The sequence below is a fragment of the Micromonospora sp. CNZ303 genome (assembly GCF_004345505.1).
Window position 1 is genome coordinate 107,049 of sequence record NZ_SLVT01000006.1, and the last position, 26,175, is coordinate 133,223.

A 26,175-nucleotide genomic window follows, 5' to 3' on the forward strand; every position below is an offset into this window, starting at 1 on the left:
TGGCGCGTGCCCCGGGTAGGGGTTGCCGCATGGCGGAACTGGCGACGCTCTGGATCGTCCGGCACGGCGAGAGCACGGCGAATGTGGCGGCCACGGCGGCCGAGGCGTCCGGCGCCGAGCTGATCGACCTGACCCACCGGGACGCGGACGTGCCGCTGAGCCCCACCGGGGAGGAGCAGGCGCGGGCCACCGCGCGGTGGCTGGCCGGGCTGCCCGAGTCCCGCCGGCCCGACGTGGCGGTGGTGTCGCCGTACCTGCGGGCGGTGCGGACCGCCGAGCTGGCCCTGGCCGGCACCGGGATCCCGCTCACCCGCGACGAACGGCTGCGCGACCGGGAGCTGGGCATCCTGGACGGCCTGACCGGGCAGGGGGTGCGCCGGCGGCACCCGGAGGAGGCCGCGCGCCGCGACCGGCTCGGCAAGTTCTACTACCGGCCGCCGGGCGGGGAGTCCTGGACCGACGTGGCGCTGCGCCTGCGTGCCCTCCTCGGCGACCTGCGCCGCGACCACGAGGGCCGGCGCGTGCTGCTGTTCGGCCACGACGCCCTGGTCTTCCTGACCCGTTACCTGGTGGAGGGGCTCACCGAGACGGAGCTGATGGCGCTGACCCGCGAACACGTCATCGCCAACTGCTCGACCACCGCGTGGTCCGCCGGCGCCGACGGCCGGCTGACCCCGGACGTGTTCAACGACGTCGGCCACCTGCACGAGCAGGGTGCCCGGCCGACCAGGGAGGACGAGGTCCATGCCGAACCGGTCTGACACCCGGGTGATCACCCCCGGCCTGCTGCGGGACTGGGCGCTGCCCGTGCCGACCGGCGGCAAGGAGGCCCGGGGCACGGTACTGGTGGTCGGCGGCTCGCGCTTCACCCCCGGCGCGGTGCTGCTAGCCGGGGTGGCCGCGCTGCGGGCCGGGGCCGGGGTGCTCCAGCTCGCCGCCGCCGAGTCCACCGCCGCCGCGCTGAGCATCCAGGTGCCCGAGGCGCTGGTGGTGGGGCTGCCGGAGACCACCGACGGGGCGGTCGCGGGGCAGCCCGGCGAGCTGCTGGGCGACCTGGTGGCGGAGGCGGACGTGGTGGCCGTCGGCCCCGGCCTCAAGGACATCGACGAGACCGGCCGCCTGCTGCGCCTGGTGCTCGACGCGGCCGGTCCGCAGACCTCGCTGGTGCTCGACGCGTACGCCCTGGGGGCCCTCAGCCACGCCCCGGACCTGCTGGTCGGGTCCGGGCGGCCGGCGGTGCTCACCCCCAACCTCACCGAGGCCCGGCACCTGCTCGACCGGGAGCCCGGCGACGACCTCGACGCCGAGGCGACGGAGCTGGCCCGCCGGTACGACGCGGTGGTGTCGCTCTACGGCCACATCGCCACCCCCGACGGTCAGAGCTGGCGGGAGGAGAGCGGCGACGCCGGCCTGGGCACCTCCGGCAGCGGGGACGTCCGCGCCGGGCTGCTGGCGGGCCTGCTGTCTCGGGGCGCGGAGCCGGCGCAGGCCGCCTGCTGGGCGGCGTTCGCGCACGCGGTGAGCGGTCAGCGGCTGGTCCCCCGGTACGGCCGGATCGGGTTCCTCGCCCGCGAGCTGCTCGACGAGATTCCCCACACCCTGGCGACCGTCTGACACCTTTCGTCCGGACCCACGTAGGCGTGTAACGCCAGCTCACCACGCGACGCTGGTGGTTGCGGAGGCGTGCATCCCGCCCGCCTCCCGCCGGCCGCTCCCCGCCAGGGGGCGTACCCCGGCTGGAAACAGCCCCTGGGAGTCTGTGTGAAGAACCTCCGTCGCAAGACACTGGCTGCCGCGTCCGCCGTGACGCTCGGCGTCGGCCTCGCCGTCGCCGGCGGGGTGGCCCCGGCGGCGTCGGCCGCCGGCCCGGACACCACGTTCCTGGTCCTCGCCCCGCAGGGCGCCAAGACCGACAAGGCGGCCGCCCGCGTGGCCGCCGCCAACGGCACCGTGGTGGCCAGCTACGACCAGATCGGCGTGCTCGTCGTCCGGTCGACCAACCCCGACTTCGTCACGGACGTGGCGGGCGCGGGCGTCGACTCGGTGGCGTCCACGGCCGGCCTGGGCACCGCCCTCGACGAGGGCGAGACCCTGGAGGTCTCCGCGGCCGAGGCGGCCAACACGACCGCCGACCCGACCAAGGAGCCCCTCTTCGGTCAGCAGTGGGACATGCCGATGATCGACGTCCCGCAGGCCCACGCCGTCAACGCCGGCCGCGCCGACGTGGTGGTGGGTGTGCTGGACAGCGGCATCTCCTCCAGCCACCCGGATCTGGCCACCCAGATCGCGAAGAACAAGAGCACGTCCTGCATCGGTGGCGTCACCGACACCACCGAGGCCGCCTGGAACCCGACCACCTCCGACCACGGCACCCACGTGGCCGGCACCATCGCCGCCGCCGTCAACGGCGTCGGCGTGACCGGGGTCGCCCCGGGCGTCAAGGTGGCCGCCGTCAAGGTGGTCAACGACGACGGCTACATCTACCCGGAGGCCGCGGTCTGCGGGTTCATGTGGGCCGCCGAGCAGGGCATGCAGGTGACCAACAACAGCTACTACATCGACCCGTGGCAGCTCAACTGCCGCAACGACGCGCGCCAGCGTCCGGTGTGGAAGGCCGTCCAGCGGGCCCTTCGTTACTCGCAGGGCAAGGGCGTGCTGCACGTGGCGTCCGCGGGCAACAGCAACTGGGACCTCGCCCACAAGATCACCGACACGGGCAGCCCGAACAACGGCACGCCCGAGGAGCGCGAGAACCTCACCAACTCCTGCCTCATCCTGCCGGGTGAGGCGCCGGGCGTGGTGACCGTGTCGGCGGTCGGCCCGACCGGGCAGAAGAGCTACTACTCCTCCTACGGCCAGGGCGTGGTCGAGGTGACGGCGCCGGGTGGCGACACCCGCTTCCGTACCCGGGGGGTCAGCTCGACCTCCTCCGACGGCATCCTGTCCACCACCTACAACACCACCACGAAGACCAACGGCTGGGGCTTCAAGCAGGGCACCTCGATGTCCTCGCCGCACGCCGCCGGCGTGGCCGCCCTGGCCGTCTCGGCGCACCCGGGCATGGCGCCCGGTCAGCTGTCGGCCTTCCTGGGCAACACCGCCGAGGCGATCTCCTGCCCCGGTGGCGTCTACAACCCGGTGCCGCTGATCGCGGCCGGCCCGAACGCCTACGACGCGACCTGCTCCGGCGGCAAGCGCAACGGCTTCTACGGCTCCGGCATGGTCAACGCGTACAACGTGGTGCGCTGACACCACGGCACGACAGTGGCAGGGCCCGGCGGTTCACCGCCGGGCCCTGCCCGTTTTGGCTGCTCACCCCGGGGGTACGGGAGGAGAAGTCAGCCGAAGCGAGGAGGTCAACGGTGTCCACCGATGCCATCGTCCTGTTGAAAGAGGACCACAAGGAGATGCGCCGCCTGTTCAAGGCGTTCCAGGATGCCGAGGAGGGTCCGGCGGCGCGGCGGCAGAAGCTGGTGAACGAGATCCTGGAAGCCCTCACGGTCCACACCTACCTCGAGAACGAGGTGATGTACCCGGAGGTCCGCAAGCTCCTGCCCGACCTGGAGGACGACATCCTCGAGTCGTACGAGGAGCACCACGTCGCCGACGTGCTCTGCGCCGAGCTGTTCACCATGGACGCCGGCGACGAGCGCTTCAACGCCAAGACCACGGTGCTGATCGAGAACGTCCTGCACCACGTCGAGGAGGAGGAGCAGGAGTGGTTCCCGAAGGTGCGCGAGGCCCTCGGCCGTAAGCAGCTCCAGGAGATCGGCGAGCGGATGATCGCGCTGCGCGCGGACGCGCCGCGCAAGCCGACCGACCCGAAGGCCATCAAGAAGTCGCTGGACGCCGTGACGGCCTGAGCGGACGAACTTCCACGGGCCCCGGTGCGCCGGGGCCCGTCGTCACGCCGGGGGCGCGGGCAGGATACGCCGCAGGGCCGGGGGCGCGGCCCGGGGCCGCCACTCCCGCGGGTAGCCCACCGAGACCTCCTCGAAGCGCACCCCGTCGTGCCAGGTGGTACGGGGGATGTGCAGGTGGCCGTAGACCACCGCGGCGGCGTCGAAGCGCAGGTGCCAGTCGGCGGTGGACTCGGTGCCGCACCACTGGGCGAAGATCGGGTAGCGCAGCACCCGGGTCGGCTCGCGCAGCAGCGGCCAGTGGTTGACCAGCACCGTCGGCAGCCCCGGCTCCCGTTCGGCGAGCCGACGCGCGGCCTCGGCGACGCGGGCCGCGCACCACGCCGACCGGCTCGGGTACGGGTCGGGGTGCAGCAGGAACTCGTCCGTGCACACGATCCCCGTCCGGTACGCCTCCTCCAACGCCGCCTCGGGGGTGTCGAACCCGTCCGGGCGCCAGCTGTGGTCGTAGAGCAGGAACAGCGGCGCCACCAGCACCGGGCCGCCCTCCCCCCGCCACACCGGGTACGGGTCCTCCGGGGTCAGCACGCCCAGCCGCCGGCAGGCGTCCACCAGGTACGCGTAGCGCGCGGCCCCGCGCAGCGCCACCGGGTCGGCGGGCGGCGTCCACAGCTCGTGGTTGCCCGGCGCCCAGACGACCTTCGCGAAGCGGCGGCTGAGCAGGCCGAGGGCCCACTCCACGTCGGCCACGGTGTCACCCACGTCCCCGGCGACCAGCAGCCAGTCCCGCGGCGACCCGGGGCGCAGCCCCTCGACCACCTCCCGGTTGCCCCGGTGACCGACGTGCAGGTCGCTGATGGCGAGCAGGCTGCCGCCCTCGCCGTCCTCCCCCGCCATGCCGCTGATCCTAGGCAGCGGCGCGCCCGGCCGCGAGTTTCCCCGCACCGGAGGCGGGCCCCCGCGACCAGCCGCCGGGCCCCGGAAGGGTCAGCTGCCGGAGCCCGGCTCGGCCATCTTGCGGTGCTGCGCCGCATTGAGCTTGTCCGGGACGATCTTGCTGACGGCGGTCTGCACCTTGGTGAGCAGCGAACCCGCGGTCACCGTCTGGTCGCCGCGCAGCATCGCCGCGAAGCCCTGCTCGGCCACGGTCCGCGGGTCGTCCTTGCGCCCGGAGCCGACCCGGGTGTCCGCCATCTCGGCACGGTCGAAGAACTCCGTGTCGGTCGGCCCCGGCATCAGCGAGGTCACTGTCACCCCGGTGTCCTTCAGCTCGTCGCGCAGCGCCTCCGCGAAGGACTGCACGAACGACTTCGAGGCGTCGTAGACGGCCTGGAAGGGTCCCGGCAGGGTGGCGGAGATCGACGAGGTGAACAGGACCCGGCCGGCGCCGCGCCGCACCATGTCGGGCAGCAGCAGCTTGGCCAGGTGCACCGTCGAGCGCACGTTCAGGTCGACGACGGCCAGCTCGTCCGCGAGCGTGGTGCCCCCGACGAACTCCCCACCAGCGCCCCGCCCGGCGTTGAGCACCAGCGCGTCGACCGGGCGGCCGGTCGCGGCCACCGCCGCCGCCAGCTCCTCGACCCCCTCGGCGCGGGTCAGATCGGTTCGGACGGGATCCACCCGGGTTCCACCGTCGCGCCGCAGCCGCTCCGCCGCCGTGCCGATCCCGTCGTCCTCGGCGGCGACCAGCAGGTCGTACCCGTGCTCCACTAACTGGACCGCCAGTTCGTACCCGATGCCGCTGGACGCGCCGGTCACCACGGCGAACGGCCGGTCCGTGCCCGATGTGGTCATCTCTCGTCACTCCCCTCGTCGGCGGGCGGCCCGCGCATCCGAGGCCGTCCCAGGTGTGCTGTGCCCCGGTCCGGGCCGGTTAATCCCCACATCGACACCCGCCCACCCCGCCGGGCGCCCGTCGCCGGGGCGAGGCGGGCCGGGAACCGCCGGGGTCGACCCGGTAGGATCGGCACGGGCCGTGACTGGCGCGTAGGGATGGGGCACCATCGGGAAGCGGTCCCGTCATGAGGACGCATGCCGAGCGCCTGGGCCTTCCGCACGTCACTGGAGGTCGCATGTCGCCGCTGAACGCCGAATCCACCGCCTTCCGCAGCGCCCTCGAGGTGATCCGCGCCGTCGAGCCGCGGGTCGCCGACGCCATCGGCGCGGAGCTCGCCGACCAGCGCGAGTCGCTCAAGCTCATCGCCAGCGAGAACTACGCCTCCCCCGCCACCCTGCTGGCCATGGGCAACTGGTTCAGCGACAAGTACGCCGAGGGCACCGTCGGCCGCCGCTTCTACGCGGGCTGCCAGAACGTCGACACCGTCGAGGCGCTCGCCGCCGAGCACGCCCGGGAGCTGTTCGGCGCCGCCCACGCGTACGTGCAGCCGCACTCCGGCATCGACGCCAACCTCGTCGCCTTCTGGGCGATCCTGGCCGACCGGGTGGAGTCGCCCGCGCTGAAGAAGGCGCAGGTGCGGCAGGTCAACGACCTCACCGAGGCGGACTGGTTCGCATTGCGCCGGGAGCTGGGCAACCAGCGGATGCTCGGCATGTCGCTGGACGCCGGCGGCCACCTCACCCACGGGTTCCGGCCGAACATCTCCGGCAAGATGTTCGACCAGCGCAGCTACGGCACCGACCCGGTCACCGGCCTCGTGGACTACGACAAGGTCGCCGAGGCGGCCCGCGAGTTCAAGCCGCTGATCCTGGTCGCCGGCTACTCGGCGTACCCGCGGAAGGTCAACTTCCGGATCATGCGGGAGATCGCCGACTCCGTCGGCGCCACCTTCATGGTCGACATGGCGCACTTCGCCGGCCTGGTCGCCGGAAAGGTCTTCACCGGCGACTTCGACCCGGTGCCGCACGCGCACATCGTCACCACCACCACGCACAAGTCGCTGCGCGGCCCGCGCGGCGGCATGGTGCTCTGCCAGCCCGAGCTGGCCGACCAGGTCGACCGGGGCTGCCCGATGGTGCTCGGCGGCCCGCTGCCGCACGTGATGGCCGCCAAGGCCGTCGCCCTCGCCGAGGCCCGCCGACCCGACTTCGCCGACTACGCGCAGCGGATCGTCGACAACGCCCATGCCCTCGCCGAGGGGCTGCTGCGTCGCGGCGGCAAGCTGGTCACCGGCGGCACCGACAACCACCTGGTGCTGATCGACGTCTCCGGCTACGGGCTGACCGGCCGGCAGGCCGAGCAGGCGCTGCTCGACTCGGGCATCGTCACCAACCGCAACTCCGTCCCGCAGGACCCGAACGGCGCCTGGTACACCTCCGGCATCCGGATCGGCACCCCGGCGCTGACCAGCCGGGGCCTCGGCACCGCGCAGATGGACGAGACGGCCGAGCTGATCCACACCGTGCTCAGCCAGACCAAGCCGGGCGCCAACCCGGACGGCACCGGATCCAAGGCCAAGTACGTCCTCGACCCGGCCGTCGCCGACCGGATCGGCAAGCAGGCCAGCGACCTGCTGAGCGGCTTCCCGCTCTACCCGGCCGTCGACCTAGGCTGACCCGCACCACCCGACGCCCCCGCCCGGCCCCGCCGAGCGGGGGCGTCGCTGCTCCCCACCCCCTGGGGACAGCGATGACGTCGGCATGACAAGCGCCCCGGTGATCGGTGGCCCAACGGCCGGAACCGCGGGTGGAAGCAGGATGGGGGGCGGCGCCGGTGATCCCGGCACCGCCCCCTGTCCGAGGGGTACGTCGATGAACTCGGTCGCACCGTTCGTCGCATCGGTGATGTCGCCGGGATGCACCACGTCGTCGTGGCGGTAGTTGGTCCAGGACACCTGGCCTGCGCGGCGGTCATCGGCGGCTACAGCCGCTCGAAGCTCTCCATGCCGGCGAGTTCGAGCACCTCGGTCCGGGTCGCCGGGCATTCCTGCCGGGTCTGGTCGTCGATCTGACGGCCGGTCGGCACGGCGCCCTGCTTCTCGTACCAGGAGTAGAGGTTCACGGTGAGGTTGGCCATCGTGCCCGTCTCGGAGCCGATCCCCCTCAGCGTCGGCAACTGGCCGTCCAGGTAGGCACACACCTCCTTCGCCGACACCGGCGTCGCGCCACGGGCCGGAGCGGATCCGATCGCGCTGGACGCGGCGTCGGCTGCTGCGGGGGTGTCCGCCGTGGCCCCGGAGGGCTCGGGCGCGCCGCCGTCGGCACAAGCCGTCAGGGCGAACACGAGACAGAGGGTCGGCGCGAGCATTCGGATCGATCTCATCGGTTCTCGTCCTGACATGGTTGTCGGTGGTGGGCGACCGGCGGCCGGGCCGAGGCGGACGGCTTGTCAGCCTTGGCGGCGACCGCGGTGACGAGCCAGAGGCCGGCGGGTAGTCGGTAGCCGACGCCAGGTTCACGAAACCGGTCGAGCAGCCGGGCCGCCCCCGCCCGGGCCGAAACCTGCCCAGCCAGCGGAGCCGCCCGGTACGCGGCACCGGCGGGGCCGACCTCGATCAGCCATTCGGCCACCGCGTCGGCGTCGTCTGGAGCATTCATGACGACGTCACACGGCGTGATCGTGACGGCGGTCAAACCGGCGGTGGTGAGGACCCGGACGAGCCGCGCCGGGTCGGCGAAGGAGAACGGACCGGGCTCGTCACCCACCGGCAGCGGTGGTAGCGGCCCGAGGTGCGGTGCTGCGCCGAGCAACGCCGCGGACATCCACGGGTTGACGCTGCCGTCGCGGAAGACGGTCGCGGCGAGGCGCCCTCCCGGGCGCAGGGACCGCCGGATCGTGGTGCAGCCGGCGACCGGATCCGCCAACAGCATCAGGGCCATTCGCGAGTACGCCGCGTCGAACGGTGCACCTGGCACGACATCGAGGGTCTCGATGTCTGCCGCGTGGAACCGGATACCCGGGTACCGGTCCGTGGGGAACCGTTGCCGGGCGGCGGTCACCATCGCCTCGGCGATGTCGATACCGACCGCCGCACCGGTCTCGCCGACCGCCGCGGCGAGTTCGGCCGTGGTGCCACCGCAGCCGCAGCCCACATCAAGGATGTGTTCGGCGGGCCGCGCGGCCATTCGATCCATGGCAGGCGCGCCCAGCGGTCGACCGCTCTCGTCCTGCCGATCGGCGTGCCGAATCCAGCCAACTGCCGCTCCCGTCCAGAAAGCGGTGTTGTGGGACCGCAAGGTGGCGGCGTCGGCCATCAGAACGGCATTTCGGCGCCGTCGACGCTCAGCGATCGGAAGCTGGCCGCCTTCGTCGGATCGAAGCCGTCCTCCTGCGCCGACAAGCCCGCGGCCCGGACCAGCCGTTCGGACTGGAACCGACGGAACGCGGCTTCGTCCTGCCAGATGTTGATGATCCGCCAGCCGTCCTCGGTCGGACCGGCGACATGGGCGACGAGTCCCGGCGGCCGGTCCGGTCCCAGGTGTCGCTCCACCTGCTGGTACTCCGCCTCGCTGACGCCGGGCATCTCCTGCATCACACCGAACGGCATAGCCACTCCACTTCAATAGAGTCAACATCTATCCAATAGAGCACTACACTCGAACAGTGGTTGTCAAGAGACGCTATGACTCTTCCCGGCGGCAGGAGCAATCCCGACAGACCCGGCGGGCGATCCTCGAAGCGGCTGGTCGGTTGTTCGTCGACCCCGGCTACGCGGCCACGCCGCTGACCGTGGTCGCCGCGGAAGCCGGCGTCGCGGTCCAGACGCTCTACGCGGTGTTCGGCAGCAAGCGGCAACTGCTCTCCCATCTGGTTGACGTCACCCTGGCCGGTGACGACGAACCGGTGGCCCTGCCCGACCGGCCCTTCGTCGCCGAGATCCGCGCGCTCGCCGATCCCCGCGCCAAGCTCGCCCGCTACGCCCGCCACCTGGTCGAGGTGAACGCCCGACAGGCCCAGGTGATGCTCGCGTTGGCCGCAGCGGCCACAGCCGATCCGGACGCCGCCGCGATCTGGCGCAAGAACATCGAAGAGCGCCGCCGCGGCATGGCCATGTTCGCCGCGGAACTCGTCGGCACGGGAGCCCTCCGCCCTGACCTGGACGTCGAACAGGTGGCCGACATCCTCTGGCTGGCCCAGGACGTCCGCAACTTCGACTGGCTCGTCCGGCAACGCGGATGGCCGCTGGAGCAGTACCAGCGGTGGTATGTGGACACCGTCAGCGGCGCCACCATCGCCGGCGCCGAATAGCGGACAGGCTCAGCCACTCGGGGACTCGAACCTCGAACCCTTCGATCCAACCAGGAGAAGGAAGCACCCCCATGGCGTCCTCGCAGCCAGGACGGGCATGGTCGAACAGCAGCACGACGCGATTCGCTCGAGCCGTGGTTCCCACGGCTGACGCGTCACGGTGTCGCCGAGATCAAGGTCCTGTCCTGGCGCGGTGGCGGAGGGTGCGGAGGCGGTGCAGGACGTCGGTGCCGCCCCGGCCGAAGTGGTCGTGCAGGGCGCGGTACTCGGCGTACAGGTCGTCGTAGGCCGCCGCCCGGGCCGGATCGGGGTGCCAGGTCTCGCGCCGGCCGGCGCCCATCGCCGCCGAGGCGGCCGGCACGTCCGGATACGCCCCGGCGGCGACCGCCGCGTGGATGGCCGCGCCCAGCGCCGCCGGGTGCGCGGAGTCGAGCACGTGCAGCGGCCGGTTGAGCACGTCGGCGTAGATCCGCAGCAGCAGCCGGTTGCCGGTCAGCCCGCCGGCCACGGTCAGCTCGTCGACGGCCACCCCGGCGGTGGTGAACGCGTCGACCACGGTCCGGGCGCCGAAGGCCGTGGCCTCCAGCAGCGCCCGCCAGATCTCCTCGGGGCGGGTGGCGAGGGTCAGCCCGACCAGCACCCCGCTCAACTCGTGGTCCATCAGCACCGAGCGGTTCCCGCTGTGCCAGTCCAGCGCCAGCAGCCCGTGCCCGCCCACCGGCTGCTCGGCGGCCAGGGTGTCCAGCAGCTCGTACGGGCTGATCCCCCGGCGGCGCGCCTCGTCGGCGTAGCCGGCCGGCAGGGCGGTGCGGGCGTACCAGGCGAAGATGTCGCCGACCCCACTCTGTCCCGCCTCGTAGCCCCAGGCCCCGGTGGTGACGCCCCCGTCGACCACGCCGCAGACGCCGGGCACCTCGCGGTATGCCGCCGCGTTCATGATCAGGCAGGTGGAGGTGCCGAGCACCGCGAGCATCCGGCCGGGCTCGACGGCGCGGGCCGCCGCGGCGGTGACGTGCGCGTCGATGGCGCCCGCCGCGACGGCGGTCCCGACCGGCAGCCCGGTCCACGCGGCGGCCTCAGCGGTGAGCCCGCCGGCCCGGGCGCCCACGGGCACGAGCGGACCGTCGACGCGCGGCAGCAGGCCGTCGAGGCGGGGGTGCAGGGCGCGCAGGAAGTCCGCCGACGGGTACCGCCCGTCCTGCCGCAGCCCCTTGTAGCCGGCGGCGGACAGGTTGCGGGTCTCCCGGCCGCAGAGCTGCCAGACCAGCCAGTCCGCGGTCTCGATGAAGCGCTCCGCCCGGTCGAAGACCGCCGGGTCCTCCTCCAGCACCTCCAGCGCCTTGGCGAGCTGCCACTCGGCGGAGACCCGGCCGCCGTAGCGGGGCAGCCAGCGCTCGCCGCGTGCGGCGGCGACGTCGTTGATCCGGGCGGCCTGCCGCTGGGCCGCGTGGTGCTTCCACAGCTTCGGGTACGCGTGCGGCCGACCGCCCAGGTCGGGCAGCTCGCAGAGCGGGGTGCCGTCGGCGAGGGCGGGCAGCATCGTGCAGGAGGTGGCGTCGACGCCGATGCCGCACACGTCCCCGGGCCGGACCCGGGCGGCGCGCAGCGCGGTGGGCACCGCGACGCGGAGCACCTCGCGGTGGTCGTCGGGGTGCTGCAACGCCCAGTCCGGTGGCAGCGGCGTGCCGTCGGGAAGCCGCTCGCTGATCACCCCGTGCCGGTACGGGTGGACGGCCTCGCCCCGCACGGCGCCGTCGGCGACGTCGACCACGACCGCCCGGCCGGAGAGGGTGCCGAAGTCGACGCCGACGACGAACCGGGCCGGCCCGCCCGTCGGCCGCGCCGTGTCTCCTCCTGCCGCCACGCTTCCTCCTCCTGCCGCGCGGCGTCAGTGCCCCGGGCGGGCGACCGGCCGGCGGCGGCGGGAGAAGACGCTAGCAACAACCGCCGCGCGCCCGGTACGCCGCCGACGCACGGCGGTGTGCTCCGCACCGCCGCCGGGGCGGCCGGACCGAGCCGCACCCGGGCGGCCGGCCCCGGGGCGGACCCGGGGCGGCGGGGAGGAGGACGGCCGGGGCCTCAGGCGACGGGCCGCTTCAGGTGGTAGCGGTGCACCTCGGTGCTGCCCTGGACGTTGTTCACGTCCTCGGCGGCGGAGACCAGCTCCCAGCCCTCCCGGCCGGCCCGGTTGAGGTGCGCGATCGCCGTGTCGCCGTACGCGGTGATGTCCCGGCGCGACCCGTCCGGGCCGTACCAGGTGAAGCTGACGTGAAAGGCGCGGCCCTGCCCCTGATAACGGCGGACCAGCAACGCGTACTCCCAGGCGACCATGGCGTCCATTATGAGTGTCCACCCAGGACGGCGAAACACGGGCAGTCGCGCTTTGCCATGCGGTGAACGCGTTGTGTCATCCCACCTCGGCGTTCGCCGCCCGGCGGGCCGTCTCGTCGGCGACCAGCGCGGCCAGCCGGTCCAGCCCGAGGTCGATCTGCTCCGGGGTCACGGCGCTGACCGACAGCCGCAGGGCGTCGACCGGGGCGCCGTCGTCGTAGAAGTGCGCCATCGGGGTCCAGAGCAGGCCGTACTCGCGGGCGGAGCGGTGCAGCAGCGCGTCGTCGACCCCGAACGGCACGGTGACCACGACGAAGAACCCGCCGGCCGGGACGTTCCACCGCACCGGCGAGGTCCCCGCCGGGAAGCGCCGGGCCAGGCCGTCGACCAGGTGGCGCAGGTTGCGACCGTACGCGGCCCGTTCCCGGACGGTGGCCGCCACGAGGCTGCACCCGTGCTCCAGCAGCGCCCCGCCGACGACCGCCTGGGCGATCGGCGAGGTGTTCACCGTGACCATGCTCTTGATCTTGGCGAGCTGGTCGGCGAACAGCCCCACCGTGCCGTCGGCGCCGGCGACGCGCTGGTCGGCGACCACGTAGCCCACGCGCGCGCCGGGCAGCACCGTCTTGGCGAACGAGCCCAGGTAGACCACCCGCCGCGCGGTGTCCAGCGCCTTGAGCGTCGGCGGCCGACCGGACTGCGTGGGCGGCCGACCGGACTGCGTGGGCGGCCGACCGGACTGCGTGGCGGGGAAGAGACCGTACGGGTTGTCCTCCAGCAGCAGCAGGTCCTCCTCGGCGGCCAGGTCGAGCAGCCGCCGCCGGTCGGCCAGGCCGATGCTGGTCCCGGACGGGTTGGCGAAGTCCGGCATCACGTAGCAGGCGCGTGGGCGCAGCCCCGCCGCCCGGGCGAGGCGCACCTGCTCGCGCAGGTCGGCCAGGTCGATCCCGGCGGGCCCGCCCCGCACCGGCCGCACCGGCAGGTCCAGCAGCCGGGCGGCGCCGGTCAGCCCCACGTACGTCGGGGCGACGGCGAGCAGCACGTCGCGCGGGTCGGCCCGCAGCGCCCGCAGCACCAGGAACATCGCCTCCTGGCAGCCGACGGTCACCACGATCGCCTCCGCGTCGACCGTCAGCTGCTCGTCGACGGCGAGGTGGCGGGCGACGAGGTGGTGCACGATGCCCTTGGTGCGGCCGTACTGCAACAGCGTCCGGTGCACCTGCGCGGGGCTCTGCCCCAGGTCGTCGGCCAGGTGCCGGCGGAACGTCTCCAGGTGCCGATGCAGCGCTGCGACGGCGAAGAACTCCTCGTAGGGCCGGCCGGCCGCGAGCGACACCGCGTCGGGGTAGTGCTGGGCCACCTCGTTGAGGAAGTTCATCGAGTTCAGCGCCGGGTCGTCGACCGCCGGGTGCAGGTCGGCCACGCGCAGGTCCACCGTCTCCGCCACCGGTCAGCCCTCCCTGATCACGCGCAGCTCACGGGCCGCCTCCGGGTCGGCACAGCCGGCCAGCGCCAGGGCGTCGCGGAACTCGCCGGCCAGCAGCGCCAGCGCCGTCCGCGCCCCGGCCTCGCCGCCGGCGGCGAGCGCCCACAGCATCGGCCGGCCCACGAGCACCCCCCGCGCGCCGAGGGCCAGCGCGCGCAGCACGTCGACGCCGTCGCGCACGCCGCTGTCCAGCAGCACCTCGCACCGGTCCGCCACCGCCGCCACCACCTCCGGCAGCACGGTGGCGGTGGCCGGCGCCCCGTCGAGCTGCCGGCCGCCGTGGTTGGAGACCACCACGGCGTCCGCGCCGGCGGCCACCGCCAGCTCCGCGTCGCGCGGGTCCAGCACGCCCTTCACCACCAGCGGCAGGGCCGTACGGCCGCGCAGCCACTCCAGGTCGGTCCAGGTCAGCGCGGGCGCGAAGACCTCGCCGGTGTGCGCGGCGATGGCGGAGACCCCCGGGGTAGCGATGTGCGCGAGGTCGTCCCGGCCGGCCGGCAGGTTGGCCGCCACGACCTGCGGCGGGATGGCGAACGCGTTGCGCACGTCGCGCCGGCGCGGGCCGAGGATCGGCACGTCCACGGTGACCGTCACCGCCGTGCAGCCCGCCGCGTGCGCCCGCTCCAGCAGGTCGGCGACCAGGCCCCGGTCACGCAGCCAGTAGAGCTGGAACCAGACCGTCGCGCCGGTCTCCGCGATCTGCTCGATCGACACGCTGCTCAGGGTGCTGGCCACGTACGGCACGTCGGCCGCGCGGGCGGCGGCGGCCAACGCCAACTCCCCGTCGGGGTGCACGAGCCGCTGGTACGCCATGGGCGCCACGGCCACCGGCATGGCGTACGCCGCGCCGAGCAGTTGCGCCCCGGTGCGGGGGGTGTGCACGCCGCGCATCACCCGGGGCAGCACGGCCACCCGGTCCAGCGCGCGGCGGTTCGCGGCGAGCGTCGTCTCGGCGCCGCTGCCACCGTCGACGTAGTCCCACACGTCGGGCGGCAGCACCGCCCGGGCCGGCCCTGCGAAGTCGGCGAGGCTGGCCGGCGACGGCTGCGCCACCGGCAGGTCCGACTTCGGCAGTACGCCCTCCACCATCATCGGTCCCCCTTCCCACCGGCGCCGCCCCCACTGACGCTCGCCGCACTACCGGCCGATGCACCGCCCACCACGCCGCCGGCAGCCACGCCGCCGCCCGCCGCGCCAGCACCCGCCGCGTCGCCGCCCGGCGTGCCGAGCCGGCCGCGCAGGAACGCGGCGGCCTGGTCCTGGGCGCGGCGGCCGTCGTCGAACGCTGCGGGCATGGCGAAGAAGCCGTGGATCATGCCGGCGTACCGGGTGAGGGTGGTGGGCACCCCGGCGTCGCGCAGCCGGTGCGCGTACCGCTCCCCCTCGGCGCGCAGCGGGTCGTGCTCGGCGGTGATCACCAGCGCAGGCGGCAGGCCGGTCAGGTCCGCGGCGAGCAGCGGCGACGCCAGCGGGTGCCGCGCGTCGGCCGGGTCGGTGAGGTAGTGGCCCCGGTACCAGGCGACCGAACGACGGTTGAACAGCAGCGGGTCCTCGCCGTCGCCGTCGGGTACGGCGCTCTGGTCGGTGTTCGGGTACACCAGCAGTTGCGCGGCGAGGTGGGGTCCGCCGCGCTCCCGGGCCAGCAGGGTGACGGCGGCGGCGAGGTTGCCGCCGGCGCTGTCCCCGCCGACCGCCACGCGCTCCGGGTCGACGCCGAACTCCCCCGGGTGCGTGGCGAGCCACGCGGTGGCCGCGTGGCAGTCGTGCACGGCGGCGGGGAAAGGGTGCTCCGGGGCCAGCCGGTAGCCGACGGTGACCACCTGGCAGGGCACCGCGTTGGCGAGGCGCCGGCAGATGCCGTCGGCGGTGTCGACGCTGCCCAGCGTCCAGCCGCCGCCGAAGAAGTAGACCAGGGTGGGCAGCGGCCCCTCCCCCGCCGGCCGGTGGATGCGCACCGGCAGGTCGCCGGCCGGGCCGGGCACGCGCGTGTCGCGTACCTCGTGCACCGGCTCGACCGCGCCGCCGCCCGCGCGGATCGCGGCGAGGTCGGCGGCGCGGGCCTCGGCCAGGGTCTGGGTGTACAGCGGCGGGGTGCCGGCCGCCGCGCGGGCGGCCCGGTACGCCGCCACCTGCGGATGGACGCTCACGCGGGCCCTCCTCGAATGTGTACGGTCAGCTTGTCGACGCCGCGCAGGAAGAGGCTGCCGCTGTAGGCCGGCGGCTCGGCGACGGTGAGCCCGGGGAAGCGGGTCAGCAGCCTGGGCAGCGCGAGTCGACCCTCCAGTCGGGACACCGCGGCGCCGAGACAGAAGTGCGGGCCGGCGCCGAAGGCCAGCGACGGTGGTCCGCTGCGGCGCGGGTCGAAACGGTCCGGGTCGGGAAAGCGGGCCGGGTCGCGGTTGGCGGCGCCGAGGATCAGCAGCACGTTGCGGTCGCGGGCGACCGGCACCCCGCCGACCTCGGTGTCCTCCGGCGCGGCCCGGGCCAGGAAGTGCACGGGGGCCTCCAGCCGCAGGATCTCGTCGACCGCGCCCCGGGTCAGCGCGTCGTCGCCGGGCAGCGTGGCGGCCACCTCGGGGTGGGCGAGCAGCAGCGGCAGCCCGTTGGAGAACAGGTAGACGGTGGTGACGAAGGCGGCGTTGAACAGCACGATCAGGTTGCTGACCAGCTCGTCGACGGTCAGCTCCACGTCCCCGAAGTCGACCGCCTCGATCAGGGCGCTGATCAGGTCGTCGCCGGGCCGGTGCCGCCGGTGGGCGATCAGCCCGGCGTAGAAGTCGCGCAGCTCGGCGGCGGCGGTGTTGGCGGCGGCGAGGCGCTGCGGGGTCTGGCCCGCCACGTCCAGGAACTCGTCGATCCGTTCCACCCGCTGCCGGTAGAAGTCGAGTTCCCCGGCGGGGATGCCGATGAACTCCGCCATCACCAGGGCCGGCAGCGGGTACGCGAACTCCGCGACGAAGTCGAGGTCGGCCTCGCCGGCGTCGGCCATCCGGTCCAGCAGCCCGTCGACGACCCGGTGCACGATCGGCTCCAGCGCGGCGAGCCGGCGCGGGGTGAAGCTCCTCGCGAAAGCCGCCCGCATCCGGGTGTGCTCCGGCGGGTTGACGAACATCATCGAGGTCTGGAGGGTGCGCAGCACCTCCTGCTCCCGCCAGCCCGGCGGCGCCTGCTTGTACCACCGCGGATCCCGCAGGACGTGACTGACCAGGTCGTAGCCGACGGCGACAGCGGCGACCGAGCGGTGCTCCGCGCGCGCCGGCACCGGGCTGGCCGGCCCGAGCGCGTGCAGGGCGGCGTAGCAGGGGTACGGGTCCTGCCGGCCCTCGTCGCTGTAGAGACGGGTCAGCAGCTCGGTGATGTCCACGGTCCTTCGGTCTCCCTCGTCGAGGGTGCCGCGCGCGGGCGGCGGGGGTCGCCCGCCGCCCGCGCCCGGTGTCACAGGCCGAGCAGTCGCAGCGGTACGGCGTTCGCCAGCGCCTGGTTGCCGGCGTCGTTCGGGTGGATGTGGTCGCCCGAGTCGTACGCGGGCAGCAGCCGGCTCGGCTGCGCCGGATCGCGCAGCACCCGGTCGAAGTCGAGCAGCCCGTCGAACTCGTCGCTGCCGCGCAGCCACGCGTTCACCGCCTGCCGGGTGGCCTCCTTCTCCGGCGTCCACACCCCCGGGTTGCCGTGCCCCTCGTACGGGCTGAGCGTCGTCACGAGGCTGCGCAGCCCGCGCGCCTTCACCTGCTGGTTGATCTGCCGCAGCGAGGCGATGACCTGCTCGGCGGAGTCGCCCGACATCCAGATGTCGTTGATGCCGAGTCCGGTGATCACGGTCCGGGCGTCGGTCTGCGCGAAGACGTCCTCGTCGAGCCGGGCCAGGGCGTTGGGGCCGAGTTCGTGGTAGCCGGGGAAGCCGCCCGCCCCGGGCTCGGGGCCCTCGTGGTTGAGCCGGTTGCCGGCGAGGCTGAGGTTGAGCACGCCCGGGGTGCGTACGTCCGGGCGGGCGTCGATGAGCCGGTCGGCGAGCAGGTCGGGCCAGCGCTTGTTGGCGTTGACGGTGCTGCCGTTGCCGTCGGCGATGGAGTCGCCGAGCACCACCACCGAGCCGGGGCTGTGCCGGCGCTGCACGTCGATGCCCGACAGGAAGAACCAGCAGCAGTTCGGTCGGATCGTGAACCCGGCCCCGCCGGCGGCGGAGGTCAGGTCGCTGGCGCCGATGAAGTTGGTCTGCCGGGACTGGCCGTGGAAGGTCACCGGCCCGGTGGGGGTCGGGAAGTGCACGGTCAGCACCAGGTCCTGCTGGTCGCCGACGGGCAGCGCGACGGGGTCGCTGACCAGTTCGGCGCCCCGGTTCATGGTGGCCGAGGTGACGCCGCCGAAGGTGAGCGTCCGCAGGGTCGAGGGGTCGATGTCGGACAGGTCGTCGGGGGTCGCGGTGTTCGGCTTCGCGACGGTGGCGCGGCCGACCCGGACGGCCTGCTCGCCGTAGGAGTTGCTGAGCCGGACCCGGAACCGCTCTCCGCCGACGGTGGTGTGCACGACCATCCGTACGCTCTGGTCGTTGAGGCCGGTGTTGGTCAGGCCGGTCGCGTTTCCCCTGGTCACGGCGGCTGCCCAGCTGCCCGCCCAGACCGTGCGCTGCTGGGACGCCCCGGTGTCCGCCGGGCCGGCGCTGGCCACCATCGCCGGGGCGCCGGCGACGAGCAGGGTGGCCGCGGCCGTGATGACATGCCATCTCTTCGGAGTCGACATTGAACCTCCATCGTTGGCAGCCCAGGGCCGTCCGCTGACGGCGCCGCCTGGACGATGGTCCAGAAACCTAGCCGTCGCGTTTCACGACCGTCAATCAACCTGATCGACGCGATCAAATGTCCTCCGGTCCGTCCGGAGCACCGTTCAGGCTCTGTCCGGTGACAGTCGGTGGTCCCTACGCTCACGGACGGCGGCGGTGCGCCCGCCCGGCCGCCGCGCCGTGCCGGGCCGCCCGGCACACGGCCACACTGCTGCGGCGAGGGGGCTGTCGGATGACCGACCGAGCGGAACGACCGGCCGGCTACGCGCACCGGGCGCTGGAGCTCTTCGCGGGCTTCGGCGACCGGGAGGCGCTGGTCGGAAACGGACAGCGGCTCAGCTACGCCGAGGCCGCCGCGCGGGTGCGCGGGCTGGCCGCGACGCTGCTCGGGCACGGCGTACGGCCGGGGCAGGCGGTGCTGCTCGCGCTCGGCAACCCGGTGGAGGGGCCGCTGGTGCAGCTCGCCCTGCACCTGCTGGGCTGCCGGACGATGTGGGTCGCCCCGGTGACGTCCCGCCGGGAGGTAGCCGAGTTCGTCCGGCTGGCCCGTCCCGACGCGTTCGTCTACGACGCCCGGGACCCGGCCGGGCTGGGCCCGGAGCTGGCCGCCGGGCTGTCCGGCGTACCCGTGCTCTGCCTCGGTCCGGGCGGCGCGGTCCCGGACCTCCTCGCCGCGACGGAGCGCGCCGGGGCGGTCGAGCTGCCGGCCGACGTGCCGGCGCCGGAGTCGTTCCTGCAGACCAGCGGCACCACCGGCACCCCGAAGCTGGTGCACCACCGGGAGAGTTTCTACGCGCAGATCCTCGCCCTGGCCGCCGACTTCCGCGCCGCCGGGCACCCGCCGCTGCGGCACCTGTCGCACTCGCCGATGTGGCTGGCCAGCGGTCAGATCACCACGCTGTTCAACCTCTTCACCGGCGGGGTGCTGTTCCCGCGCGACGGCTGGGACCCGGCGCGGTTCATCGGGACCGTCGGCCGGGAGCGGATCAACTCGACCTTCGTCACGCCGCCGATGCTCTACGAGGTGCTCGACCACCCGGCCCTCGACGGCGCGGACTTCTCCGCCATGTCCATGTTCAACGTGGGCGCCGGGCCCGCCGCGCCCGCCCGGCTGCGCCAGGCGATCGCGCGCTTCGGCCCGGTGCTGCGGATCGTGTACGGCCTCAGCGAGGCCGTGGTCGTCACCGCCCTGCCGGGGCTGACCGACGACCCGGCGCACCCGCAGCGGCTGCGCTCCTGCGGGCGCCCCTACGGCGACGTGCGCGTCGAGATCCGCGCCGACGACGGCACGGTGCTGCCGCCCGGTGAGAACGGCGAGGTGTGGGTGCACACCGGCCTGCGCTTCGCCGGCTACCACGGCCAACCGGAGCTGACCGCCGAGACGCTTGTCGACGGCTGGGTCCGCACCCGCGACGTCGGGCACCTCGACGCCGACGGCTACCTCTACCTCGTCGACCGGTTGCAGGACCGGATCCTCACCCGGCGGCGCAGCTGGCCGATCCACTCCCGCCCGGTCGAGGACGTGCTGGCAGGGCACCCGCAGGTACGGGCGGCAGCCGTGATCGGCGTACCGGACGAGGCGGCCGGCGAACTACCGTACGCCTACGTGGTGCCGGCGCCCGGCGCGACGGTTACCGCCGGGGAGCTGATCGACCTGGTGACCGCCGAGCTCAGCGACACCTGGGCGCCGGGCGGGGTGGAGTTCGTCGACCGGCTGCCGCTCAACCGCTCGGCCAAGGTGGACAAGCGCGCGCTGCGGGCCCGGTACGCCGCAGACCATCCGTCGTCGGTCGCGCACCCGGAGGCGTCGATCGGCAGCCTCGCGTGACCCCCCGGCGGGAGCTGACCGTCCTGGTCGCCGCCGACCTGATCTCCAACCTGGGCAGCCGGATCTCGGTGGTGGCCCTGCCCTGGCTGGTGCTGGAGACCACCGGCAGCGCGGCGAAGATGGGCGCGGTGGCCGCCGCCGAGACGCTGCCCTACCTGCTCTCCAGCGCCCTCGGCACGCCCTGGGCGGACCGGATCGGGCTGCGCCGCACCGCCATCCTGGCCGACGCGGGCAGCGCCGGGCTGATGGTGGCGGTGGCCCTCACCCCGTGGCTCGGCTTCGGCGCGCTGCTCGCCCTGGTCGCCCTGGTGGGCGCGCTGCGGGGCGTCGGCGACCGGGTCAAGCACGTGATGTTCCGCCCGGCCGCCGAGGCCGCCGGGGTCCGGCTGATCCGGCTGACCTCCGTCTACGACGGGTTGGGCCGGCTGGTCACCCTGCTCGGCGCGGGGCTGGGCGGGCTGCTCGTCTGGTGGTTCGGGGTGACGCAGGCGCTCCTCATCGACGCCGCCAGCTTCGCCGCCTGCGCCCTGCTGGTCGGCCTGCTGGTCCGGCCGCCGGCCCCCGCGACGGGACCGGCGGCGCCGGAGGGCTACCTGCGCGCGCTCGCGGGCGGGTTCCGCCACCTGGGCCGCGACCGGATGCTCCTGACCATGCTGCTGGTGATCTCGGCGCTGAACATGGTGGTCAACGCGAGCGTCGCGGTCTACATCCCGCTCTGGGTCGCCGACGTGCTGCGCGGCCCCGCCGGGCTGGGCCTGCTGCTCGGGGCGTTCTCGGCCGGCGCGCTGCTGGGCAACCTGCTGTTCACGGCGTACGGTCCCCGGCTGCCCCGGTACCTGACCTTCGTGGTCGGCGCGGCGCTCGGCGGCGCCCCGCGCCTGCTGGTCCTGGCGCTCAGCGAGGAGTTGGCGGTGGTGCTGGCGGTGACGTTCGCCTCCGGCATCGGCATCGCGGCGGTGAACCCGCTGCTCGGGGTGGCGATCTACGAGCGGGTGCCGGCCGGCCTGCAGACCCGGGTGATCGGGCTGGCCGGGTCGCTGGCGTTCGCGGGCCTGCCGCTGGGCGCGCTGCTGGGCGGCTGGTCGGCCACCGCGCTCGGTCTCGCCCCCGCCCTGCTGGTCATGGCGGCGTTCTCCCTCGTGGTCACCCTGCTGCCGCTGCTGCCCGGCCTGCGGCCACGGTCGACGGCGGCGCCGGCCGAGCGGGCACCGGGTGTCGTAGGCCGGGCTTAGGGTCGGGACATGGCCACCTGGGAGGACGTACGCAGGATCGCGCTGGGTCTGCCGGAGACGGGCGAGCACCCGTCCTACCAGGGGGCGCCGGCGTGGAAGGTCCGCGACCGGGCGTTCGTCTGGGAACGACCGCTGCGCCGAGCCGACCTCGACGCCCTGGGGGCGGCGGCACCCGACGGTCCGATCCTCGGCGTACGGGTGCCGGACCTGGGGGCGAAGGAGGCACTGCTGGCCGACGACCCGGCCGTCTACTTCACCGTCCCGCATCTCGACGGCTACCCGGCGATCCTCGTCCGGCTCGACCGGATCGACCCCGAGGAACTGGCCGAACTCGTCGTCGAGGCGTGGCAGGACCGGGCGCCGAAGCGGCTCGCGGCTGCCTACCGGGCGGGCCCGAAGGGCTCGCCCGATCCGGCGACGGCACCTGGGCCTTCCGCACCGCGGACGTCCCCGACGGCACCGGCATGACCTACCGTTGACCGTCGAGGCCCGCTCGGCCTGTCGCCACGTCCGGTGGCGGTAGGCCGCGCCGGCTGCGCAGGCCAGGCAGATCGCGGCGGCTGCGACGAGCGTGAGGCGTCCACCGAAGTGGACGATGGCGGAGCCGACGGGGATCGCCAGCGCGACGGGGCCGAACATCGCGGTGTTGGCGGTGCCGGACACCCGGCCGAGCATCGCTGTCGGCGTGTGCGTCTGCACCGCGGTCACCGCGGCGACGAGGGCCCAGGGCAGGCCGACGCCGGCGACGACGGAGGCGGCGACCGTGCCGGGCCACCAGGGCAGGCAGCGCACCAGGCAACTCACGGCGAAGAGCGTCGTGCCGGTGACGCCCACGGCGACCGGGCTCCACCGCGCGATGAGCCGGCCGACGACGAGGCCGCCGACGACGGACCCGGCCCCCTGCGCGCTGAGCAGCACGCCGAGGAACGTCGTCGGTAGGCCCAACCCCGTGGTGACGATCGCGTAGTTGGCAGCGGTGGTGAAGCCGGACATGGCGATCGACACGGCGGCGAGCACGACCGTGACGCGCAGCGCCCGATGCGCGAGGAGGACGGCGAATCCCGCACGCACACCGCGAGGCCGGTCGGCCGGCCGGACGGGTGGCAGCTGCTTCAGCCGTACGGCCGCGTACAGGACGGCGACCAGGACCGGCGTCGCCGCGCTGAGCAGGACGACGGCGTGGCCCCCGCGCCACGCGTAGAGGCCAGCACCGACCACGGGCGCCACGAGCTTCATGCCCTCCTGGGCGCTCGAACGCCAGCCGTTGACGTCTCCGAGTTCCGTGGGCGACAGCGCGGAGGGCAGCAGCGTCGACTCGCCCGCGTCGATCAGCACGTAGCTGACGCCGTAGGCGCAGGACACCAGGAAGATGAGCCACGTCTGCTCCGGTCCGCGCACCGTGAGGAGACTGAGCAGTACGGCGGACAACGCGAGGTTGACGGCCATGACCAGCGGTCGCCTGGGCGCCCGGTCGAGCAGAGCCCCCAGCCAGGGGCCGCCGAGGACCGGGGCGTACACGCAGAGCCCGGCGAGGGCCGCGAGACTGGCGGAGCCTGTGAGGTCCAGGATCCAGATCCCGGCGACCAGTGACATGGCGCTGCTGCCGAAGCCCGACAGCAGCGAGATCGCGATGAACAGCGCGGCGTTGCGGCGCACGAGTCCTCCAAGGCTGAGCCACGTCGACTCGAATCCTCAGCCTTGAGTGAGACACAGGCAATACTGCCGCAACTCGTCAATGTGTCGTTGACAGCAGGTCGTCCAGAGTCGACGCGACGGTCCGCACCGGCGCCGGTAACCGGCCACGTTCCACGTCGGGCAGGTCGGCCAGGTCGGCCGCGAGGAGCGACGCCAGCGCGTACAGCGAGCCCGGATCGGCGTCGAGGGCCACCTCGGCGGTCCTCCTCACGAGGGCCGCGCGCCGGAACCGCGCATCCCACCGCCGGTCCGCCTCGATCCACCGCTGGAGCTCGAAGACCGCGCCCCGGATCGCCGCGATCCGGGCCGAGTATCCGAGATCCCGTTCCTGCCGCCGCGACCGCCGCGCCGCCGCCAGGCGCTGTCGGCGCTGCTCCGCAGCCTGCCGGCTGCCCAAGCCGAGCGCGGCAGCGATCTGAGCCCACGTCGCACCCAGGTGACGCGCGCGGTCGATCAGCTCCAGCTCCCGCTCGTCCAGCCGCGCGCGGTCGGGCGCGACAGTGGACAGCTGGCTCAGCTCGGGCGTCACATGTCAACGCTACATTGACACGCGGACCGCGCGTCGCCCGCGTCAGCCGGGCACCGGAAGCCGACCGACCGTAGCGTCGCGTCAGTCCGCCAGGCCCTTCTCCGGCCCCCGGACGTCGGCTAGCGTGCCGGCATGCCATCGACGTTGACCGAGGCGACGGATCCGTGGTGCCTGCGCGACGGGGAGAGCGCGGCGCTGCTGCGCGACCACCCGTGGCAGCGCTTCGCGGTGCTGGGCGACAGCGTGGCCGAAGGGCTCTGCGAGCCCGTCGACGGCTATCCCGACGTGCAGTGGGCGGACCGGATCGCGGCCGAGCTGCGGGCCGTCCGGCCGGAGCTGGCGTACCTCAATCTGGGCCTGCGGGGGCTGCGGGCGCACGAGGTGCGCGCCGCCCAGCTCGCCCCGGCGCTGGCCTTCCGCCCCGACCTGGCGCTGGTGGTCTGCGGTGGCAACGACGCCTTCGGGCGGGGCTACGACGCGGACGCCGTCGACGCGGAGCTGACCGCGATCATCGAGGCTTTGCAGGCGGCCGGGGCGGACGTGGTCACCGTCGGCATGTTCGACGTGTCGCTCAGCCCCGCCGTGCCCGAGCGGCACCGCGCCGGCCTCGGCGAGCGGATGCGGCGGCTCTCGGCGCACACCGGGGCCCTCGCGGAACGGCTCGGCACCCTGCACGTGCGGCTCACCGACCACCCGCTCACCGCCGACGCGACGATGTACAGCAGCGACGGCCGGCACGGCAGCGCCCGCAGCGACGCGGTCGCCGCCGCCGAGACCGTCCGCCGCCTCGGCGCCCACCTCGCGCCCTGACCAAGCCGGTGACGCGGCTCAGCGGTGCCGGACCCACACGTTCGGCTCGACGTAGGTGCCCTGGTCGAGATCGAGATCCACGCGCAACAGGCTGAGGCCGTCGGGGATGACGTAGTCGCCGCTGTCGGGGAAGACCATGCCGGTCCACTGCTGCCACTCGGCGACGGTGCCGGTCATCGTCTGCGACCGGGGCGCCATGGCGATCGGTCGGGCCCCGAGCCGCCAGTGGGTACGCAGCCAGGGATCGAGCGGGGAGCCGTCCTCCCGGGTCCAGGCCGCGAACCGCTCGATCGGGGTCAGCGGGTAACGGGCCTTGAGCGTGGGCCGCACCGGGGCGACGACACGCGACCAACCACGCTGCCCGGCCACCGACCGCAGCGCCGTGAGCAGATCACCGGCCAGGCCCTGGCCACGCAGGTCGGAACGCACCTGGGCGGCCATCACCACGAGGGTGTCGGGGGTCTCGTCGCGGTCGTGGCCGGTGACCGCGTGGCGCAGGGAGTCGGTGTAGCCCTCGGGCAGGTGCGCCGGGTCGCCGTCCCAGCGGATCGGCACCGCCCATCCCGCCGCGACGAGGTCGCCGTCGCCGTCGAGCAGCACGAGTTCCAGGTCGGCGAACACCTCCCGCACCCGGCCGAGGTACCGGCCGGCCTGCCGGTCGGCCGTGATGAACGCCGGCCAGCCACCCGCGAACAACCGGTCCATCTGGTCACCCGGCCGTGGCCGTGCCCGCAGCGGCTCCACGACGGTACGCACGGACGCCTTTCTACCAGGACGGTCGCCGGCCACACACCTCGATATGTCGGCCCGCCGATCGGCAGCCCGACGCGGCCCGGCATCGACGCGGAACCGTCGGCGGGCTGTCAGATGTCGACGTTCCGCGAGCCGACGTGGACGTGGTCGCGGTAGGTGAGGGCGATCAGGTCCGCTTCCAGGTGGTCGCGGTCGACGTCGTCGAGGATGGCGCCCCACAGGGGTGCGCTGTTGCTGCCGTCGGCGGCGGCGATGACCATGCGGACGATCGTGGGTTCGAGGCCGTCGTCGAGGAGGGCCGCCCGCCACTGTTGCGCGTCCCGTTGTGCGAGCGCCTCCAGGCCGGGTTCGAACATGAGGTGGGCGGCGAGGGCGATGTGGTCGCGTAGCCCGGTGAGGTCGCCGGCGTGGGCGAAGCTCACCCGGATGTACGCCCTCGCGAGCCTGCCCGGCGTTCCTTCCTCCTCCTCGGCCGCGGCCTGCTCGACGTCGTGGCGGAACTGGCCCATCAGATGGCTGGCCAGGCCGCTGAGGAGTTCTTCCTTGTTCGGGAAGTGGTAGAGCAGACCGCCTTTCGACACGCCGGCTGCCTCGGCGATGTCCGAGACGGGCACCGCGGTGCCATGCCTGCTGATGAGACGCGCGGCAGCGTCCAGGATGAGCCGTCTCGTTTCGGCTGCGCTGCGCCCGGCGGTCCGTGCCACGTCGACGTCCTTTCTCCCCGGGTAC

At 73.9% G+C, this 26,175-nt stretch carries 24 protein-coding genes, 2 pseudogenes and 1 riboswitch; of the genes and pseudogenes, 10 read left to right on the plus strand and 16 right to left on the minus strand.

Translation table 11 applies throughout. The features are described 5' to 3' along the window. The first annotated feature begins 29 nt into the window (after positions 1 to 29). The 4 genes from EV374_RS12110 (at position 30) to EV374_RS12125 (ending at position 3,863) form a co-directional block, all read left to right on the plus strand. A complete protein-coding gene (locus tag EV374_RS12110; protein WP_132234646.1) occupies positions 30 to 761 on the plus strand; it encodes a histidine phosphatase family protein in 732 nt (243 codons plus the stop codon). Then, positions 745 to 1,614: an NAD(P)H-hydrate dehydratase gene (locus EV374_RS12115; protein ID WP_132234648.1), complete on the plus strand. Its 870-nt coding sequence runs from the start codon at positions 745 to 747 to the stop codon at positions 1,612 to 1,614. The genes EV374_RS12110 and EV374_RS12115 overlap by 17 nt, the downstream gene beginning before the upstream one ends. Positions 1,615 to 1,761: 147 nt before the next feature. Next, complete coding sequence (locus EV374_RS12120; RefSeq protein WP_132234650.1) at positions 1,762 to 3,249, plus strand: S8 family serine peptidase; 1,488 nt, start codon at positions 1,762 to 1,764, stop codon at positions 3,247 to 3,249. Positions 3,250 to 3,362: 113 nt separating this feature from the next. Then, positions 3,363 to 3,863 carry a hemerythrin domain-containing protein gene (locus tag EV374_RS12125; RefSeq protein ID WP_132234652.1) on the plus strand — a complete coding sequence of 167 codons (501 nt, stop codon included), beginning with the start codon at positions 3,363 to 3,365 and terminating at the stop codon, positions 3,861 to 3,863. A 42-nt stretch (positions 3,864 to 3,905) separates the two neighbouring features. On the opposite strand, the gene EV374_RS12130 is transcribed toward EV374_RS12125, so the two are convergent. Further along, positions 3,906 to 4,757 carry a metallophosphoesterase family protein gene (locus tag EV374_RS12130; protein ID WP_132234654.1) on the minus strand — a complete coding sequence of 284 codons (852 nt, stop codon included), beginning with the start codon at positions 4,755 to 4,757 and terminating at the stop codon, positions 3,906 to 3,908. Positions 4,758 to 4,847: 90 nt separating this feature from the next. Then, positions 4,848 to 5,654: an SDR family NAD(P)-dependent oxidoreductase gene (locus EV374_RS12135; protein WP_132234656.1), complete on the minus strand. Its 807-nt coding sequence runs from the start codon at positions 5,652 to 5,654 to the stop codon at positions 4,848 to 4,850. A gap of 171 nt (positions 5,655 to 5,825) precedes the next feature. Continuing rightward, a riboswitch (ZMP/ZTP riboswitch) is annotated at positions 5,826 to 5,915 on the plus strand. Between the two features lie 17 nt (positions 5,916 to 5,932). Between EV374_RS12135 and EV374_RS12140 the strand changes: the two genes are divergently transcribed. Then, the gene (locus EV374_RS12140) at positions 5,933 to 7,372 is read left to right on the plus strand and encodes a glycine hydroxymethyltransferase (RefSeq protein WP_132234658.1); all 1,440 of its coding nucleotides are present in this window, start codon (positions 5,933 to 5,935) and stop codon (positions 7,370 to 7,372) included. Between the two features lie 305 nt (positions 7,373 to 7,677). Here EV374_RS12140 and EV374_RS12150 read toward each other — a convergent pair whose 3' ends face one another. Genes EV374_RS12150 through EV374_RS32510 form a run of 3 tightly spaced genes read right to left on the minus strand, consistent with a single transcriptional unit; the run spans position 7,678 to position 9,304 of the window. Beyond that, the gene (locus tag EV374_RS12150) at positions 7,678 to 8,079 is read right to left on the minus strand and encodes a hypothetical protein (RefSeq protein ID WP_132234662.1); all 402 of its coding nucleotides are present in this window, start codon (positions 8,077 to 8,079) and stop codon (positions 7,678 to 7,680) included. Then, positions 8,076 to 9,011 carry a methyltransferase domain-containing protein gene (locus tag EV374_RS12155; RefSeq protein ID WP_165947766.1) on the minus strand — a complete coding sequence of 312 codons (936 nt, stop codon included), beginning with the start codon at positions 9,009 to 9,011 and terminating at the stop codon, positions 8,076 to 8,078. Before EV374_RS12155 ends, EV374_RS12150 begins: the two co-directional genes overlap by 4 nt. After that, complete coding sequence (locus tag EV374_RS32510; RefSeq protein WP_165947767.1) at positions 9,011 to 9,304, minus strand: hypothetical protein; 294 nt, start codon at positions 9,302 to 9,304, stop codon at positions 9,011 to 9,013. The genes EV374_RS12155 and EV374_RS32510 overlap by 1 nt, the downstream gene beginning before the upstream one ends. Before the next feature lie 56 nt (positions 9,305 to 9,360). Between EV374_RS32510 and EV374_RS12160 the strand changes: the two genes are divergently transcribed. Further along, positions 9,361 to 10,005 (plus strand): TetR/AcrR family transcriptional regulator, encoded by a 645-nt coding sequence (locus tag EV374_RS12160; RefSeq protein ID WP_225852043.1) that lies wholly within the window; start codon positions 9,361 to 9,363, stop codon positions 10,003 to 10,005. A 172-nt stretch (positions 10,006 to 10,177) separates the two neighbouring features. On the opposite strand, the gene EV374_RS12165 is transcribed toward EV374_RS12160, so the two are convergent. From EV374_RS12165 to EV374_RS12195, 7 genes and pseudogenes are all read right to left on the minus strand, one after another. Then, positions 10,178 to 11,869 (minus strand): ribulokinase, encoded by a 1,692-nt coding sequence (locus tag EV374_RS12165; protein WP_132234666.1) that lies wholly within the window; start codon positions 11,867 to 11,869, stop codon positions 10,178 to 10,180. 215 nt (positions 11,870 to 12,084) lie between these two features. Beyond that, the gene (locus EV374_RS12170; protein ID WP_132234668.1) at positions 12,085 to 12,345 is read right to left on the minus strand and encodes a hypothetical protein; all 261 of its coding nucleotides are present in this window, start codon (positions 12,343 to 12,345) and stop codon (positions 12,085 to 12,087) included. Between the two features lie 67 nt (positions 12,346 to 12,412). Beyond that, positions 12,413 to 13,783 carry an aminotransferase-like domain-containing protein gene (locus EV374_RS12175; RefSeq protein ID WP_132234670.1) on the minus strand — a complete coding sequence of 457 codons (1,371 nt, stop codon included), beginning with the start codon at positions 13,781 to 13,783 and terminating at the stop codon, positions 12,413 to 12,415. A gap of 3 nt (positions 13,784 to 13,786) precedes the next feature. Continuing rightward, the gene (locus EV374_RS12180; RefSeq protein WP_132235045.1) at positions 13,787 to 14,911 is read right to left on the minus strand and encodes an alpha-hydroxy acid oxidase; all 1,125 of its coding nucleotides are present in this window, start codon (positions 14,909 to 14,911) and stop codon (positions 13,787 to 13,789) included. 119 nt (positions 14,912 to 15,030) lie between these two features. After that, positions 15,031 to 15,969: pseudogene (locus EV374_RS12185) on the minus strand (alpha/beta hydrolase); the annotation flags it as partial. Further along, complete coding sequence (locus tag EV374_RS12190; protein ID WP_132234674.1) at positions 15,966 to 17,186, minus strand: cytochrome P450; 1,221 nt, start codon at positions 17,184 to 17,186, stop codon at positions 15,966 to 15,968. The pseudogene EV374_RS12185 and the gene EV374_RS12190, both read right to left, overlap by 4 nt. Before the next feature lie 71 nt (positions 17,187 to 17,257). After that, on the minus strand, positions 17,258 to 18,532 hold the full coding sequence (locus EV374_RS12195; RefSeq protein WP_207914148.1) for an SGNH/GDSL hydrolase family protein: 1,275 nt from the start codon (positions 18,530 to 18,532) through the stop codon (positions 17,258 to 17,260). Between the two features lie 299 nt (positions 18,533 to 18,831). On the opposite strand from EV374_RS12195, the gene EV374_RS12200 reads away from it, so the two are divergent. From EV374_RS12200 to EV374_RS12210, 3 genes are read left to right on the plus strand one after another with little or no spacing between them, the layout of a single operon-like run. Next, the gene (locus tag EV374_RS12200; RefSeq protein WP_132234678.1) at positions 18,832 to 20,427 is read left to right on the plus strand and encodes an AMP-binding protein; all 1,596 of its coding nucleotides are present in this window, start codon (positions 18,832 to 18,834) and stop codon (positions 20,425 to 20,427) included. After that, complete coding sequence (locus EV374_RS12205) at positions 20,424 to 21,659, plus strand: MFS transporter (protein ID WP_132234680.1); 1,236 nt, start codon at positions 20,424 to 20,426, stop codon at positions 21,657 to 21,659. The genes EV374_RS12200 and EV374_RS12205 overlap by 4 nt, the downstream gene beginning before the upstream one ends. A 9-nt stretch (positions 21,660 to 21,668) precedes the next feature. Next, positions 21,669 to 22,127 carry an MmcQ/YjbR family DNA-binding protein gene (locus EV374_RS12210; RefSeq protein ID WP_132234682.1) on the plus strand — a complete coding sequence of 153 codons (459 nt, stop codon included), beginning with the start codon at positions 21,669 to 21,671 and terminating at the stop codon, positions 22,125 to 22,127. A 42-nt stretch (positions 22,128 to 22,169) separates the two neighbouring features. Here the strand turns inward: EV374_RS12210 and EV374_RS12215 are convergent. Beyond that, positions 22,170 to 23,315: pseudogene (locus EV374_RS12215) on the minus strand (MFS transporter); the annotation flags it as partial. A gap of 76 nt (positions 23,316 to 23,391) precedes the next feature. Continuing rightward, positions 23,392 to 23,883, minus strand: a complete 492-nt coding sequence (locus EV374_RS12220; RefSeq protein ID WP_132234684.1) for a hypothetical protein — start codon at positions 23,881 to 23,883, stop codon at positions 23,392 to 23,394. Between the two features lie 132 nt (positions 23,884 to 24,015). Here EV374_RS12220 and EV374_RS12225 point away from each other — a divergent pair, with 132 nt between their 5' ends. Then, positions 24,016 to 24,693, plus strand: coding sequence for an SGNH/GDSL hydrolase family protein (locus tag EV374_RS12225; RefSeq protein ID WP_132234686.1), 678 nt, complete (start codon positions 24,016 to 24,018; stop codon positions 24,691 to 24,693). Between the two features lie 18 nt (positions 24,694 to 24,711). On the opposite strand, the gene EV374_RS12230 is transcribed toward EV374_RS12225, so the two are convergent. Next, on the minus strand, positions 24,712 to 25,449 hold the full coding sequence (locus EV374_RS12230) for a hypothetical protein (RefSeq protein ID WP_486485721.1): 738 nt from the start codon (positions 25,447 to 25,449) through the stop codon (positions 24,712 to 24,714). Positions 25,450 to 25,556: 107 nt separating this feature from the next. Further along, positions 25,557 to 26,150 (minus strand): TetR family transcriptional regulator, encoded by a 594-nt coding sequence (locus tag EV374_RS12235; protein ID WP_132234688.1) that lies wholly within the window; start codon positions 26,148 to 26,150, stop codon positions 25,557 to 25,559. Positions 26,151 to 26,175: the final 25 nt, after the last annotated feature.